The 14,873-nt window shown below is 47.4% G+C and carries 14 protein-coding genes; 2 read left to right on the top strand and 12 right to left on the bottom strand.

What is annotated here, in order from left to right; genetic code table 11:
* Nucleotides 1-93 precede the first annotated feature (93 nt).
* Nucleotides 94-693, top strand: coding sequence for a hypothetical protein (locus H7F15_RS04585; RefSeq protein WP_185195773.1), 600 nt, complete (start codon nucleotides 94-96; stop codon nucleotides 691-693).
* A gap of 232 nt (nucleotides 694-925) precedes the next feature.
* Here the strand turns inward: H7F15_RS04585 and groL are convergent, their stop codons facing one another.
* The 12 genes from groL to H7F15_RS04525 form a co-directional block, all read right to left on the bottom strand.
* A complete protein-coding gene (gene groL / locus H7F15_RS04580) occupies nucleotides 926-2,566 on the bottom strand; it encodes a chaperonin GroEL (RefSeq protein ID WP_185195772.1) in 1,641 nt (546 codons plus the stop codon).
* Nucleotides 2,567-2,605: 39 nt separating this feature from the next.
* Nucleotides 2,606-2,896 (bottom strand): co-chaperone GroES, encoded by a 291-nt coding sequence (gene groES / locus H7F15_RS04575; RefSeq protein WP_199111582.1) that lies wholly within the window; start codon nucleotides 2,894-2,896, stop codon nucleotides 2,606-2,608.
* Between the two features lie 263 nt (nucleotides 2,897-3,159).
* Entirely contained in the window at nucleotides 3,160-3,546 is a 387-nt protein-coding gene (secG, locus tag H7F15_RS04570; RefSeq protein ID WP_185195771.1) for a preprotein translocase subunit SecG, read from the bottom strand.
* 1 nt (nucleotide 3,547) lies between these two features.
* A complete protein-coding gene (locus H7F15_RS04565) occupies nucleotides 3,548-4,909 on the bottom strand; it encodes a hypothetical protein (protein WP_185195770.1) in 1,362 nt (453 codons plus the stop codon).
* A gap of 29 nt (nucleotides 4,910-4,938) precedes the next feature.
* Nucleotides 4,939-5,469, bottom strand: coding sequence for an LptE family protein (locus H7F15_RS04560; protein WP_185195769.1), 531 nt, complete (start codon nucleotides 5,467-5,469; stop codon nucleotides 4,939-4,941).
* Entirely contained in the window at nucleotides 5,453-6,736 is a 1,284-nt protein-coding gene (locus H7F15_RS04555) for a sigma-54-dependent Fis family transcriptional regulator (protein ID WP_185195768.1), read from the bottom strand. The genes H7F15_RS04560 and H7F15_RS04555 overlap by 17 nt, the downstream gene beginning before the upstream one ends.
* An 88-nt stretch (nucleotides 6,737-6,824) precedes the next feature.
* Nucleotides 6,825-8,264, bottom strand: a complete 1,440-nt coding sequence (gene miaB / locus H7F15_RS04550) for a tRNA (N6-isopentenyl adenosine(37)-C2)-methylthiotransferase MiaB (RefSeq protein ID WP_185195767.1) — start codon at nucleotides 8,262-8,264, stop codon at nucleotides 6,825-6,827.
* Between the two features lie 134 nt (nucleotides 8,265-8,398).
* Nucleotides 8,399-9,046: a hypothetical protein gene (locus tag H7F15_RS04545; protein WP_185195766.1), complete on the bottom strand. Its 648-nt coding sequence runs from the start codon at nucleotides 9,044-9,046 to the stop codon at nucleotides 8,399-8,401.
* A gap of 48 nt (nucleotides 9,047-9,094) precedes the next feature.
* Nucleotides 9,095-10,381 (bottom strand): anthranilate synthase component I family protein, encoded by a 1,287-nt coding sequence (locus H7F15_RS04540; RefSeq protein ID WP_185195765.1) that lies wholly within the window; start codon nucleotides 10,379-10,381, stop codon nucleotides 9,095-9,097.
* Between the two features lie 3 nt (nucleotides 10,382-10,384).
* Nucleotides 10,385-11,851 carry a lipopolysaccharide assembly protein LapB gene (locus H7F15_RS04535; RefSeq protein ID WP_185195764.1) on the bottom strand — a complete coding sequence of 489 codons (1,467 nt, stop codon included), beginning with the start codon at nucleotides 11,849-11,851 and terminating at the stop codon, nucleotides 10,385-10,387.
* Between the two features lie 45 nt (nucleotides 11,852-11,896).
* On the bottom strand, nucleotides 11,897-12,628 hold the full coding sequence (locus tag H7F15_RS04530) for a zinc ribbon domain-containing protein (RefSeq protein WP_185195763.1): 732 nt from the start codon (nucleotides 12,626-12,628) through the stop codon (nucleotides 11,897-11,899).
* 3 nt (nucleotides 12,629-12,631) lie between these two features.
* A complete protein-coding gene (locus tag H7F15_RS04525) occupies nucleotides 12,632-13,732 on the bottom strand; it encodes a Nif3-like dinuclear metal center hexameric protein (protein ID WP_185195762.1) in 1,101 nt (366 codons plus the stop codon).
* A gap of 78 nt (nucleotides 13,733-13,810) precedes the next feature.
* On the opposite strand from H7F15_RS04525, the gene lpxK reads away from it, so the two are divergent.
* Entirely contained in the window at nucleotides 13,811-14,857 is a 1,047-nt protein-coding gene (gene lpxK, locus H7F15_RS04520) for a tetraacyldisaccharide 4'-kinase (RefSeq protein WP_185195761.1), read from the top strand.
* Nucleotides 14,858-14,873: the final 16 nt, after the last annotated feature.

The raw sequence follows: 14,873 nt of genomic DNA, 5'->3' as shown, positions 1-14,873 counted from the left end.
TATGGCATGTTACAAACTATAGATCAGTTTATTACATAGTTTATCTGTAATATTTAAAACTCAACTTATAGCCACATTTTTACATTTCAGTTCATGTTTTCTTTTACCCGGAAGTGGCAGCTTTGTGCTGTGCTTTCACTCTTATCATTTGCCGCCTGCCAGACGGTTGCCGTTGCTCCTGCACTAGATTTGCCTAAAGGTGCCCAAACTATAGTTTACACGATAAAAAAGGGAGAGCACAGTTCAGCTTCGCCTTTTGTTTTGCGCACGGCTTCCTCGTTAAAATTTGAAGCCACATTTGATGCCAGCGCTATTTACCAGACTACAGACAAAGCCAACCAAGGCGACATTAACAAACTATACGGCCTGGCCGATTGCCGCACCGAGCACCACAGTAATAGTGCCCGCTTCGGTTGGCGCTGGTATAATAACCGCCTAGAAATACACGCCTATAGTTACCTGAACAAAACAAGGCAGTCGGAACTGGTAGGAGTGGTGGAGCTTAACAAAGCTTATATTTACGAAATTGTGTTGCAGGACAACAAATACATTTTCCGGTTAAACAACGCAACTATAGAACTGCCCCGCCATTGTACCGGCCCAGCCGAAGGCTACCAACTATACCCATATTTTGGAGGTGATGAAGTTGCCCCACACGATATAACTATAGCCATCAGGGAGTTAGAAAGTTAGAAAGTTAGAAAGTTTAAGAAGGACGAGTTAGAGAAGTAAGAGTTAGAGAGGTGAGAAGTTAGAAAGTTAAAAAATTATATGTTGGAAAGTTTTAATGACCTTACAGTGTATGCCTAAATCTTACTTCTTACTTCACTAACTCTTAAATTTCTTAACTCTCACTTAAAACAAAAAGGCCTTGCAGCTATTGCTACAAGGCCTTTTCTATAGTTTAACTATGGGAATGTTCGGATTACATCATGCCGCCCATACCGCCCATGCCACCTGGCATGCCGCCGCCCATAGGAGCACCTTCTTCAGCAGGCTCTTCAGAAACCACACACTCTGTAGTTAACAGAAGACCAGCAATCGAAGCTGCGTTCTCTAAAGCAAGACGAGTCACTTTAGTTGGGTCGATGATACCGGCTGCGAACATGTTCTCATATTTGTCGTCGCGGGCATTGTAACCGAAGTCAGCTTTGCCTTCACGAACAGCCTGTACCACTACAGAACCTTCGCCGCCAGCGTTGGCAACTATAGTTCTAAGCGGAGCCTCCAGTGCAGTTTTAATGATGCTTACACCAGTCTGCTCATCAGCGTTATACACGTCTATGTTATTCAGGGCATCCAGCGCACGGATCAGGGCAACGCCACCACCCGCTACAATACCTTCTTCCACAGCAGCTCTTGTTGCATGCAGGGCATCATCTACGCGGTCTTTCTTCTCTTTCATCTCTACTTCAGTAGAAGCACCGATGTAAAGGATGGCCACACCACCAGAAAGTTTTGCTAAACGCTCCTGTAGTTTTTCTCTGTCGTAATCAGATGTAGTAGACTCCATCTGAGACTTGATCTGGTTAACGCGCGCTACGATATCATCTTTAGAACCACCACCATTCACGATAGTTGTGTTGTCTTTGTCGATGATCACTTTCTCAGCTTTACCAAGATACTCCAGTGTAGCGTTCTCTAACTTGTAGCCACGCTCTTCAGAGATCACAGTACCGCCAGTCAGGATAGCGATATCTTCCAGCATTGCTTTTCTTCTGTCGCCGAAGCCAGGAGCTTTAACAGCAGCAATCTTAAGCGAGCCACGCAGTTTGTTTACTACCAGGGTAGCAAGCGCTTCGCCATCTACATCTTCAGCAACTATAACTAAGCCCTTACCAGTCTGAACAACCTGCTCTAATACTGGCAGCAGTTCCTTCATAGTAGAAACTTTCTTGTCGTAGATCAGGATGAACGGATTGTCGAAGTCGGCTTCCATTTTCTCTGCGTTGGTCACGAAATATGGAGACAGGTAACCGCGGTCAAACTGCATACCTTCTACAGTTTTCACCTCCGTTTCAGTACCTTTTGCTTCCTCAACCGTGATAACGCCATCTTTACCAACTTTATCCATCGCATCAGCGATCATTTTACCGATCTCAGAATCGTTGTTGGCAGAGATAGTACCTACCTGAGCAATTTCAGAAGAGTTTTCGATCTTTTTAGACTGTGAACGCAGGTTCTCTACTACAGCATTAACGGCTTTGTCGATACCACGCTTCAGGTCCATTGGGTTAGCACCAGCTGCTACGTTCTTGATACCGGCAGTATAAATAGCCTGTGCCAGAACAGTTGCAGTTGTAGTACCATCACCAGCCTGGTCAGCAGTTTTAGAAGCAACTTCTTTAACCAGCTGAGCACCCATGTTCTCGATAGCATCCTTCAGCTCGATCTCTTTTGCAACTGAAACACCGTCTTTTGTAATAGTAGGGGCACCAAATTTCTTGTCAATGATTACGTTACGGCCTTTAGGACCTAAGGTAACTTTTACAGCATTCGCCAGTTTGTCTACACCGGCCTTGATTTTGCCACGTGCATCGGCATCAAATGTGATATTCTTCGCCATAGTTTATATGATCTGTTTTAGTTTAAAGATTGGATAAGATTAAAGAACTGCCAGAATATCTGACTCGCGCATGATCAGGTAATCACCGCCATCAATCGAGATCTCAGTACCGGCATACTTGCCATACAACACCTGGTCGCCAACTTTAACCTGTGGCTGCATTAAGGTACCTTGCTCAGACACTTTGCCTTCGCCAACGGCTACTACCTCGCCACGCTGTGGTTTTTCTTTAGCAGTGTCCGGAATGATGATACCAGACTTCGTTTTTTCTTCTGCTGCAGCAGGAGCTACAATTACTCTGTCTGCTAATGGTTTAATGCTGATTGACATAGTTTGTTATTGTTATTAGGTTTTATGGTTAAAAATGAAATTTGAACCGACAAGTACTTATCATTTCCTGTGCCAAGCCGGTTTTAGCGATAGTTTAAGCCAATTTTGCAGCCTCGGCCACTGCCAAGCCTGACAATTTTGTCATTTTCTGCCAGATAAGGGAACTTTTGTGGTGAACAGCAGGACAGGAATGGCAGAGGTAGCAAACAAAAAAGCCAACCTGTTACAGGCTGGCTTCTTGTTATAGTATGTTTGTGTTTTGCTTATTGGTTGTTAGCTGTATCGATCATAGCCGGAATATCACCAGCATCAGGGATAGCAGTAATTGTATCAGCAGCAGCTGGCGCGGCGGCAGGAGCACCCGGCAATGCCGACTGGCGTGCACGCTCTTCGTTAATGCTTGTACCTGTTGATGAGTTGTTGGCTGAGTTCAGCATCATGTGTGTACCAAGCGTCAGAACAACTAATGCAATGGCAAAACCCCAGGTCAATTTCTCCAGAAGGTCACCAGTACGTTTTACACCCATTAGCTGGCTGGTGCTGCCTCCGAACTGGCTGGAAAGTCCGCCTCCTTTAGGGTTTTGTGCAAGCACAACCAGGATTAGCAACACGCAAATGAAAACGATAATACTGATAAGGGCGATGTACATCTTAGTTTAGGTTTTGTAATTTTTCTATCTGTTCGGCAAAGTAACTCTTTTTTTCCGGATTTTTCAAAATGAGCAGCTCATATATTTTAATGGCCTTTTTAACTTTGCCCTGTTTTAAAAAGATATTTGCCAGATTTTCGGAGGCCATTCCTTTCTTGATCTTGGAGCTTTTAAGTGAAAGGTCTTCCTGCGGTTCCGCTTTCAGCTTCAGGTTGGCCATGGTTTTCAGGCGCGGGTTCAGTTTCAGGAACTGGTCTATAATGTCCAGCTGCTCACTCAGGATGTTGGTTGCAGGCTGAATGGCTTTTTCCAGTTCGTGTGTCTTGTTATACTCCAGGATCATTTCCGGGTGGAACGCGAAAGGTTTTGGCCGTGTATAGTCATTTTTCAGCTGCAGCACTTCGCCCATACGGCTGGAGCCCATCCAGTAACCCAGTGCATCTTCCGCATACATCCGGTCTATCTCACTGAAATTGTAAGTTACTTCTGCGTCCTCAGGGTGCATATCGGTAACTATAGTTGCGGGTTCTTCTTCAACTATAGCGACCGGAACCTCTGCAGTAATGGTCTCTTGTTCAACTATAGATTCCTCCTCTGGATCAGTATTCAGCTCATAAAGGGCTTCTTCTGTGTCTTGCAGGTGCTGGTTGTGCTCAATGCTATAGTTTTCATCGGCTGCTTCGAGGTCGGGCTGTTGCGCCAGCAGGTCAGTAAAAGTGGTGCTTAGGCTACTGATGCTCAGCAGGTCGGCCAGTTCCACCATGTCAGTCGATGGCAGGGTAGCTTCCGGTTCTGAGAAAGACTGTTCTGTTTCAAAACCAGCATATACTTCCTCTGCCAGTGTTTCTATCTCTTCTTCCGCAACTATAGTTTCCTCTATAGTGTCAGCCGGAGCAACTATAGTTTGCTCCTCAACACTTTCCTCAACTATAGTTTCTTCTGCATCTCCAACTATAGCCTGTGTTTGTTCAACTATAGTTTCATCAGTGTCTGCAACTATAGGTTGCGCTTCACTTTCTATAGTTTCAGGTTCAGCTATAGTTGGCTGTGTGGTAAGCGGTGCTGTAGTCTCTGTAACTATAGTTGGCTGCGTGGCTACAGCTGTTTCATCAAAAGCAGGGGCTGTAACCGGCGATGTGTAAATAATGCGCTTTAGTAACTGCCGATCGGTGGCATAGGAGGCCGCACGGCGCAGGCGCTGCGTAGAGAGCATACTTCCCTTATCATAGGCAGATTTGGCGAGCAGCAGGTGCGCGGTCTGGCAGTAGGGAAAGGCACTTGCTACCTTTTCCAACTCTGCTGTCTGCTGGTCTGTAATGCCCGAAGCCTTCTGTATCAGTTCAAGAAAAGCTGATCTGTTCATTAGGGTATGCTGTACTTTGTTATGTATGGTTACCAGTTGGCTACTGTTCTGTTAAATACCTGCGTTACCAGTTGCTCTGTCATGTTTTCTATTTCGGCAGGGGTCAATTGCGTTACGTCGCGGTCTTCTGCAAAATCCTGCGAGATAGAAAATAGCTGGTCGAAGCTTTCATCCGGGTTCACGGTGTTGGTAAAACGCACCTGCACGCCTAAGGTCAATCTGTTCAGGGTGGCACGGTCTATTTCGCCATCGCGCTGTATGGCAGCCGGTGTAACCGTAAAGCTCACGATCTGGCCTTCAATCTGCAGGTCGCCTTCCTGCTGTTGCAGGGTAAGGTTGGTATTGCGGCGGTAGTAGTTCTTAAAGTTATTGGTAACAAGCTGTGTCAGGTTGGCCGGGCCCTCACCGGTCGGGTTCTCAAAGTTCTGGATCGAAATAGTTTTGATATCCGGGGAAATGGTGGTACCGGTAAACGAATAAACGCCACAGCCACTGCAGAGCAGCGTCAGCAGGAACAGGGGTAAACTATAGATTTTAAGCGGCTTATTCTTCAATTTCATACTGTTTCAGTTTTCTGTACAGCGTTCGTTCCGAGATTCCGAGGTCCTGGGCGGCGTATTTGCGCTTGTTGTTATGTTTCTTCAGCGCTTTCACGATCAGTTCTTTTTCCTTATCTTCTAAAGATAGACTTTCTTCGGCATTTTCGTGCTGAATGTCTTCTATTTTTTGATCGTCGTACTCGTGTGGCTGAGCCTGTTTCATGGGCAGGTAAAACGCATCGTGCTGCTCCTGCGTCTGAAACGGACGGTTACCGAAATGTGGCGTATCGTAGTGCCCGATATTCTCAAACAAATGGCCATGTTCTTTCAGCAGGTCTGTTTCAGCGGGCTGGTGTGTCAGCATCTCAAAAACCAGCTTCTTCAGATCCGACACGTCGCGGCGCATATCAAACAATACCTTATACAGGATGTCGCGTTCCGAGAAGCTTTGATCTGATGACTTTTCAGCGTTAAGGAGCGCCGGTACATGGCTGGCCTGCTCGCGTGGCAGGTAGCGCTTCAAGGTCTCGGCATCTATTTCCCGCTCATATTCCAGCACAGATATCTGCTCCACAATATTCTTTAACTGACGGATGTTGCCCGGCCAGCGGAAATCCAGCAGCACCGGAATGGCATCCGGCATTAGGGTAATAGATTTAACGCGGTATTTTTCGGCAAAATCGCTGGCAAATTTACGGAACAGCAAATATACATCATCGCCACGCTCACGCAGAGGCGGAACCGTGATCGGAACGGTATTTAATCTATAGTATAAGTCTTCTCTAAAGCGGCCTTTCTCTACCGCATTCAGCAGGTTTACGTTGGTAGCAGCTACCACGCGCACATCGGTTTTCTGTACCTTTGACGAACCTACTTTAATAAACTCACCGTTCTCAAGCACGCGCAGCAGGCGGGCTTGCGTACCCAGCGGCATTTCACCGATCTCATCCAGGAAAATAGTACCGCCATCGGTTACTTCAAAATAACCTTTTCGGGTGTCGTGGGCGCCGGTAAACGAGCCTTTTTCGTGACCAAATAGCTCAGAATCTATCGTTCCTTCGGGTATTGCACCGCAGTTAATAGCTATAAACTGGCCATGTTTGCGCGGGCTCAGCTGATGAATGATCTTGGAAAAGGATTCTTTACCACTACCGCTTTCACCGGTTATGAGCACGGTCATGTCGGTAGGGGCAACCTGCACCGCTACCTGTATGGCATAGTTTAGCTGCGGCGAGTTGCCGATAATGCCAAACCGCTGTTTTATACTTTGAATATCGATGTTGCGCATGTTTTAAATTTGAAGATTTGGAAATGTGGAGATTTGAAGATGCTTTAAAAGATAATTTTCAAATTTTCTCATCTTCAAATTTCCAAATCTAATCCACCGCTTCGCCGAACAGGGTGCCTACGCTGCAGTCTGTTACCAGCACGTTCACGTAATCGCCTTTTTTGTAGTGTTTTTTGTCGAAGATCACCACTTTGTTCTGGTCGTTGCGGCCGCTCAGCTGCTCTTCTGATTTCTTGGAAGGACCTTCTACCAGTACTTTGTGCACTTTGCCGATGTCGCGTTTGTTGCGGGCCAGGGATGTTTCGCGCTGCTTGTTAATGATCTCGTCCAGGCGACGTTTCTTCACTTCCAGCGGGATGTCATCTTCCAGTTTGCGGGCTGCCAGCGTACCAGGGCGCTCGGAGTAAAAGAACATATAGGAGTAGTCGTACTGCACATAATCCATCAGGCTTAGCGTATCCTGGTGCTCTTCTTCGGTTTCGGTGCAGAAACCGGCGATCATATCAGAAGAAATACCGCAATCTTCGCCCAATATAGCACGAATGGCATCTACGCGGTTAATGTACCACTCACGGTCATAGGTGCGGTTCATCAGTTCCAGCACGCGCGAGTTACCGCTCTGGGCAGGCAGGTGTATGTATTTGCAGATGTTGTCGTACTTTTTCATGGTATAAAGCACTTCATCTGTAATGTCTTTCGGATGCGAGGTGGAGAAGCGCACACGCAGGTCCGGTGACAGCAAAGCCACCATTTCCAGCAACTGTGCAAAATTCACGCTTTCTGTTCCATCTTCGGAGGCCCACTTGTAAGAGTCTACGTTCTGGCCAAGCAGTGTTACTTCTTTATAGCCCTGCTCCACCAAAGCCTTTGCTTCCCTAACTATGGAATGGGCATCTCTGGAGCGCTCACGGCCGCGGGTAAACGGCACCACGCAGAAAGAGCACATATTATCGCAACCACGCATGATCGAGATAAAGGCACTCACACCGTTACTGTTCAGACGGATCGGGTTGATGTCGGCATAGGTTTCTTCGCGGGAGAGCAGCACGTTCACGGCTTTCTGGCCGCCGTCTACTTCACTGATCAGGTTCGGCAGGTCGCGGTATGCATCCGGGCCCACCACCAGGTCAACGATCTTTTCTTCTTCCAGCAACGATTTCTTCAGGCGCTCAGCCATGCAGCCAAGAATACCGATCACCATGCCCGGCTTGCGCTTTTTATGATAATTGATCTGACCTAAACGGTTACGCACGGTCTGTTCCGCCTTTTCGCGGATAGAGCAGGTGTTCAGAAACACCAGGTCTGCCTGCGCAATGTCTGCTGTCGTATCAAAACCCTGCTCAAACATGATCGAAGACACGATCTCGCTATCCGAGAAGTTCATGGCGCAGCCGTAGCTTTCGATGTATAGTTTGCGGGCGCGGCCCGTGTTAGAGTCTTTGGTAATATGGGTGTCGCAGGATGGCGTGGCAGCAGCCTGTTCAGGCGTGCGGTTATCTATAAAATCAAGATCAAGTATTGGCTTCATGGGTATTAAAACGCTTAAGAGCTACAAATATACTACATTCCGGTTTAATAAAGTGACAGAATGGCAGAGGAAATTAAAAACCCCGATGCAGCAGGCACCGGGGTTTTCTATGAAGAGGCTGTAAATCAATCTGCTTATTGCGTGCTAAGCTGTGCATTGCCCACCGGATTACGTCTTGCAATGCGTATCGGGGCGGGAGCTATAGTTTGCAGTGTCAAAAGGCCATATACTGTCTCGCCCGGTGCCACAGTCTTATTTGAAATGTCGAAGGCGATAAGTTCCTCTTTAAACTTTCTGTTGGCGTTGGCGGCAATTATCATGTTCAAACCTGCAATAGGAGGGCCTGTAGGAATAAAAGTACTGCTTGTTTCTTTACCGTTTTCTTCAGTAGTAATCCTTACGTTAAGTAATAAATACAGCAGGTAAATAGGCACCCCTTGCTTTAGCTTATTGGCTGCAATAGCAGGAGGAACAGGTACCACATCAGCATTTCCGAGCATAAACTTATAGTCATTGGCTATTGAAATAGTAGAATCGGTGGTGTTGGTAATTTTAACAGCAACTACCCGCATTAAATGCTTGGTCTCCCGCTTGGCGTACTTCTTATTTCTTTTATTCTGCAGAAGATCATATTGGTAAGAATATACCAGGCCGTCTGTTTTTTCAGAAAAGGTGTAAGGCGCAGTTGGCGGATCTAACGGTTTGTAGGTAGAGGCGCAGCTACTCAGCGACAGGGAGGCTATGGCTAAAACACCAAAACCTAATTTTGTAAAGGTTTTCATATTAAATTAAAAAAGGTTGGAATAATCGTAAAATATATAGACAATAAACTATATCTGCAACACTTTTAAAATTCCCTGTGCTTTCAACAAACATTCTTCATACTCTTTTTCAGGTACGGAGTCGTAGGTGATGGCGCTGCCAACCATGAAGGACAGGTATTTTTTGCTGGCATTATATTGTATGCTCCGGATAACAACATTAAAATCGCAGTCCTGGACAGGGGTGATATAGCCGAAGGCGCCGGAGTAGAGGCCACGTTTTGTCACTTCCAGTTCTTCGATGAGTTGCATTGTACTGATCTTGGGTGCGCCGGTCATGCTGCCCATCGGGAAGGCACCCAATAACACATCCACAAGGTCGTTAGCGGGTTTTATGCTTCCGGTTATTGTAGAGATCATCTGCCACACCTGCCTGAAACCATAGATCCCGAACATTTCTTCTACGTTAACAGAGCCGGTAGCACAGGAACGACTCAGATCATTGCGCACCAGGTCCACGATCATCATGTTCTCAGCCAGTTCCTTTTCGTCGTGGCGCAATTGGTGGCGCAGCTGCTCATCTTCCTCTTCGGTTTTGCCGCGTTTTATAGTTCCTTTTATAGGTTGCGAAACTATAGTTGTGCCTTCTTTTTTCAGAAAACGCTCCGGTGAGGCGCACAGCAGGTACTTATCGTTGCATTTCAGGTAACCGGAAAAAGGGGTGGGAGATGCTTCGGACAATGCCAGGTACAGGGGAAGCGGTGCAACATCGGCTTGTTCTGCAAAGAACTCCATGCAATAATTCAGCTCATACACATCGCCTTCCAGAATGTGCTGCTTCACCTTCTCCACGTTCCGGATATAGTCCTGCCGGGCAACCCTTTGCTGTATGATAATGCCTTCCGGCTTAACAGGTTCAGGTACAGGGGTAGCAACTATAGTTTGCAGAACACTTTCACTATAAGCATCTGTGTATTCTATAGTTACACCACTCTCATTAAAGTGCAGGATAACATCAGGAACAAAGAAAAACAGTTCTGGAAAGCCAAGTCCATCAGGGTGGGAGCTGTGTAGTTTTTCGATGCTGTTCTTCAGGTCGTAGCCCAGGTAGCCACAGAGCAGTTGCTTTTGCTGTAGTTGGGCGCGCAGGCTTTCGAAAGGGTTGTTATGATCTATAGTCAGCGGCTTTCCAGCTGAAACGGCAAGCATGTGCCGGAAACCCTGGTGCGGGTAAGGTAACTGATGATCGTAATAATAAGCCACTAATGGAAATGTATCAGCCCAGGCCAGAACTTTCAGGCGTAACGCTTCCGGGGAAACAGGCAGGTCGCTATAGTTTATGTCTATAGTTGGCATAAGTTACGGGAGTGTGGTAAGTGCTAATTTTGCTTTGGCTTGTATGCTGTTGCTGTAGACATATCCGCTATAGTTCAGGGCTTGCTGGTAACAGGCACGGGCTTTATTGTATTGCTTTTGCTGCTGGTAAAGGTAACCACTTTGCAGTGCGGCATTTGGCGCAAAGTATAAAGGTGCATCGCCGCTGGCGGTTATTGTGGACTCATAGTACTTCAGCGCCTGCTCTGGTTGGTTGGTACCATGGTAAATGCGCGCTTTGCGGTAATAATATTCAGCTTGTACCGGCACTGGCGTATCGCGGGTAATTTCCAGCTTCGATACTTCTTTTAGGGCTTTTTCAAAATAGCCCCCATCAGAATGGAGCCGTGCGAGCAGCAGTTGCCGGTTGGGTTGCTCGTTTCGGCTCACAAAGCTCTCAGCATATTTATCTTCTTCGGTCAGGGCTTTGCCAACCTGGCGCACCTGCTGGTAATGCCATTTTGCCTGTGGGCTATGATCGCCTAAAAGGTAAGCGAGGTATAGTTTAAAATTGGCGGCCTTCACATAATGTATCCCCTTGTGCTGCTGCAGGAAAAGGCGGTTCTCTTTAACCGATGCTTCATAGTCGCCGCGGAACAGGTACAGGTCGGCGGCCAGGTGATGCAGGTAGGGAAACGAACTATAAGTAGGGCCGGTCGGCCGGACCTGGTAAAGTTGCAGGGCCATGTCGCCTTGCTTGGCTTTTTTGTGCAGCAACACCGCCACAAAACTGAACAGCAGGTTATCGGGTTGGGCTTTGGTAAGCGTAGTTATTTCTTTTAAAGTCGATTGGGCATTGTCTTCGTCGAGCAGCTGAAGGAGCAGGGCGTGCAAGACTTTGGCTTCGTTCTGGAAAAGGTTAGGCGAGTTAGCTGCCAGCCGCAGATTTTTCAGACCGGTTTCGGTGTTGCCGCCCATGCCCATGATATTCAGAAACCATTTATACTGATCTGGCACCGAGCCTAACAGCACCTGCAATACACCCAGCGTCTTATAGTTTGGGATAAAGTCCGGGTATTTTTCAGTGTTGTCCTGAAACTGGTGGTAGGCTTTCCGGAAATGCCAGGCAGCAGCCACACGGTTGCCGAACAGTAACTCACTCATGGCTAACTGGGCTCTGATCTCGGCCTTCGCGTAAGCCACCCAAGCTGATTTTTCGGCTACATCATCCAGCTTCTCCAGTCTTTTTTCCTGTCGCTTCAGCAACGCCGGAATCTCCCCCTGGTTTTGTTCGGTGCAGATGGTCAGAAAATCAGTATAGTTGCTTAACAGGATAGTTACTGCATTCTGCTGGCTTTGGGCTTCAACTATAGATTTAGCCTTGCTGAGCCTTAGTTTAAGCGCTTCGGTATAGGCTATAGTTAGCTGCTTGTTCAGGTGCGGGCTGGCAAAAGAGGGCAGGGACAGGCAGAGGAGGGCCAGCCATAAAAAAAAAGGATGGGGTTGAGCCATCCTTTTTAAGATAATATGTAAGCGATCTACGCGCAACTTTCTGAATTAGAATACACGCTGCTCAACACCAGCCAGAATACGGCCGCAATGTTCGCAAACGATAACTTTTTTCTGAGCTGCAATATCAGCCTGACGCTGAGGAGGAACCGTGTTGAAGCAACCACCGCAGGCATCACGCTTCACCTGCACAACAGCAAGGCCGTTACGTACGTTTTTGCGGATACGGTTGTAAGCAGAAAGCAGGCGCTCTTCAATGTCATGAGAAGCGGTTTCTCTTTCCTGCGTTAACTTGTTTTCTTCTTCTTCGCTCTCCGAAACGATCTGATCCAGTTCGTGCTTTTTGTTGTCAAGGTCTTTTCTGCGCTCTTCCAGGCGGTTCTTTGTGCCTTCGATCTCAGCGATCTTCTGCTCGATCTGGTAGTGTGCTTCTCTGATCTTTTTCTCTGCAACCTGGATGTCCAGTTTCTGCAGTTCTATCTCTTTTGTGATAGCGTCGTACTCGCGGTTGTTGCGTACGTTCTGCTGCTGGTCTTCGTATTTGCGGATCAGCGACTCGGAGTCTTTGATTGACTGCTTGCGCTGCGCGATAGAATCGTTCAGGGCTGCAACTTCATCATCAAACTTACGAACACGTACCTCATAGCCTTCTATCTCATCTTCCAGGTCACGAACCTCTTCAGGTAAGTCTCCTCTCACGCGTCTAATTTCATCAAGCTGCGAATCGATGCTCTGAAGCTTTAGCAGTGCTTCTAATTTACTGGCTACCGTACTTTCCATGTATTAAAAAGTGTATCTGATAGGGTTTGTGTTTACATTTGATAAATAGACTGCAAAATTAGGAAAGTTTTTTGATATAGTATCATAAAAAATCTCCTTTGTATAGACTTCGCTCTCGTAGTGGCCTATATCGGCAATCATCAGCTGACCTTCTGCATCAAAAAACTCGTGGTATTTTACGTCGCCGGTCACAAAAGCATCAGCCCCTGAGCGCATTGCATCTTTTGTCAGAAAACTACCGGCTCCGCCACAAACCGCCACTTTTTTTATCTGCTTCCCACCAATAGAGGTGTAACGAAGTCCCTGCAGGTTCATTTTATCTTTCAGATACGCTAAAAACTGGTCCTCATACAGCGCCTCTTTCAGTTCGCCGATCATGCCAATGCCTACTTCCTGGTTCTGATTTTCGAGCAGGGTTAAATAATGGGCTACTTCTTCGTATGGATGTGCAGCCAGCAACGCCGTCATTATTTTATTTTTGAGAAAAGCCGGAAAGATCACTTCCACGCGGTTTTCCTGTACCTGCTCGGGTTTGCAGGGCTCGCCTATAGTTGGGTCGGCATTTTCGGAAGGAGTGAAGCGGCCTGTGCCTGTTACCTGGAAGCTGCAGTTGCTGTATTCGCCTATCTGACCGGCACCGGCCTTGTGGATGGCATCCAGCACTGCAGTTGTATTATCAACTGGCACAAAGAAAGCCAGCTGCATAAGCGTATGTGGTTTGCTGCTGAGCATTTTTACGTGCTGCAGTTCCAGTTTCTCGGCAATTTTGGCATTTACGCCGTTGTGTACACTATCGAGGTTGGTATGCGAGGCATAAATGGCGATGTTGTTTTGAATGGCCTTTATAATAGTGCGCTCCACATAGCTTTTGCCCGTCAGGGATTTGACCCCTTTAAAAATGACCGGGTGATGGACCACCACCATGTTGCAGCCTTTCTCAAGGGCCTCGTCTAATACAGCTTCGGTGCAGTCCAGGGCTATCAGCACGCCGGTTACCTCATCAGTCGGGTTTCCGGTTTGCAGGCCGGCATTGTCGTAGCTTTCCTGGTAAGCGGGTGGTGCGTATTGCTCCAGCACCTGTACAATATCTTTTATCTGTGGCATCGTTTATCGGGTATAATTTTACTGCCTTACGTAAGGAGGTTAAAATTAATTTTAAATTTGCTTCTGATACAAACTTACATGGATAAACTGAAACTGTTGCTCTGGCCTTTTGCTGCCCTGTATGGCGGGGTTACTGCGCTGCGGAATACGGCGTACAACAAAGGCTGGTTCGCATCGCGTAAGTTTGAGCTGCCAATAATTGCCGTAGGTAATTTAACCGTTGGCGGAACTGGCAAAACTCCTCACGTAGAGTACCTGCTGCGCCTGCTTCGTAACTATAAGGTGGCCGCCCTGAGCCGCGGGTACAAACGCACTACCAAAGGCTACATTTTAGCTGATGAAACAGCCACTGCTGCTACTATAGGCGACGAACCGTATCAGTATCACAAAGACTTCCCGGATGTGCAGGTGGCCGTAAGCGAGAAGAGAGTGGCAGGCGTTGAGCAGCTGTTACAACTGCCGATGCCGCCTGAAGTAATTGTGCTGGATGATGCCATGCAGCACCGGGCCATACAGCCATCCTTAAACCTGCTGCTGACAGACTATAACCGCTTATTTTATAAAGACCGTATTCTGCCTGCCGGCCTGCTTCGCGAATCGCGGAAAGGAGCCCGGCGTGCCGATGCTGTTCTTGTTACTAAATGCCCTGCCTCGCTGCATGAAGGCGAAATGCAGCACATTGCCCGTATGATACATACCTATAGCCGCCGCAGTGCTCCGGTTTTCTTTACAGGTTTCCGGTACGGGCAGTTTGTACAGGTTGGGCGCCCGGCGCATATCGGGACACATGTGGTATTGCTCACAGGCATTGCCAACCCGGCTCCGCTCAAAGCTCATCTGCAGAAACATAACTTTAAGATACACAAGCATCTGCAATACCCCGACCACTATAGTTACAAACCCGCAGACCTGGCCGCGCTGAAACAGCAACTACAGGAATACCCACCTGAAACAGTGGTGCTGACCACGCGAAAAGATGCTGTAAAACTGCTCGATGCCGGCCTGCAGGAACTTGTCAGCCCGCTGCCTGTCTTTTCGGTTCCGATAGAAGTATACTTTCTGGAAGGCGGCGATACGTTTAACGAGCTGATCCTGCAACACGTCAGAAGTTACTATAAACTATAAACCTGTATGGCTTTGC

The sequence above is a fragment of the Pontibacter sp. Tf4 genome (genome assembly GCF_014212495.1).
Taxonomy (GTDB): Bacteria; Bacteroidota; Bacteroidia; order Cytophagales; family Hymenobacteraceae; genus Pontibacter.
This window is presented reverse-complemented; position numbering and strand designations above follow the sequence as displayed.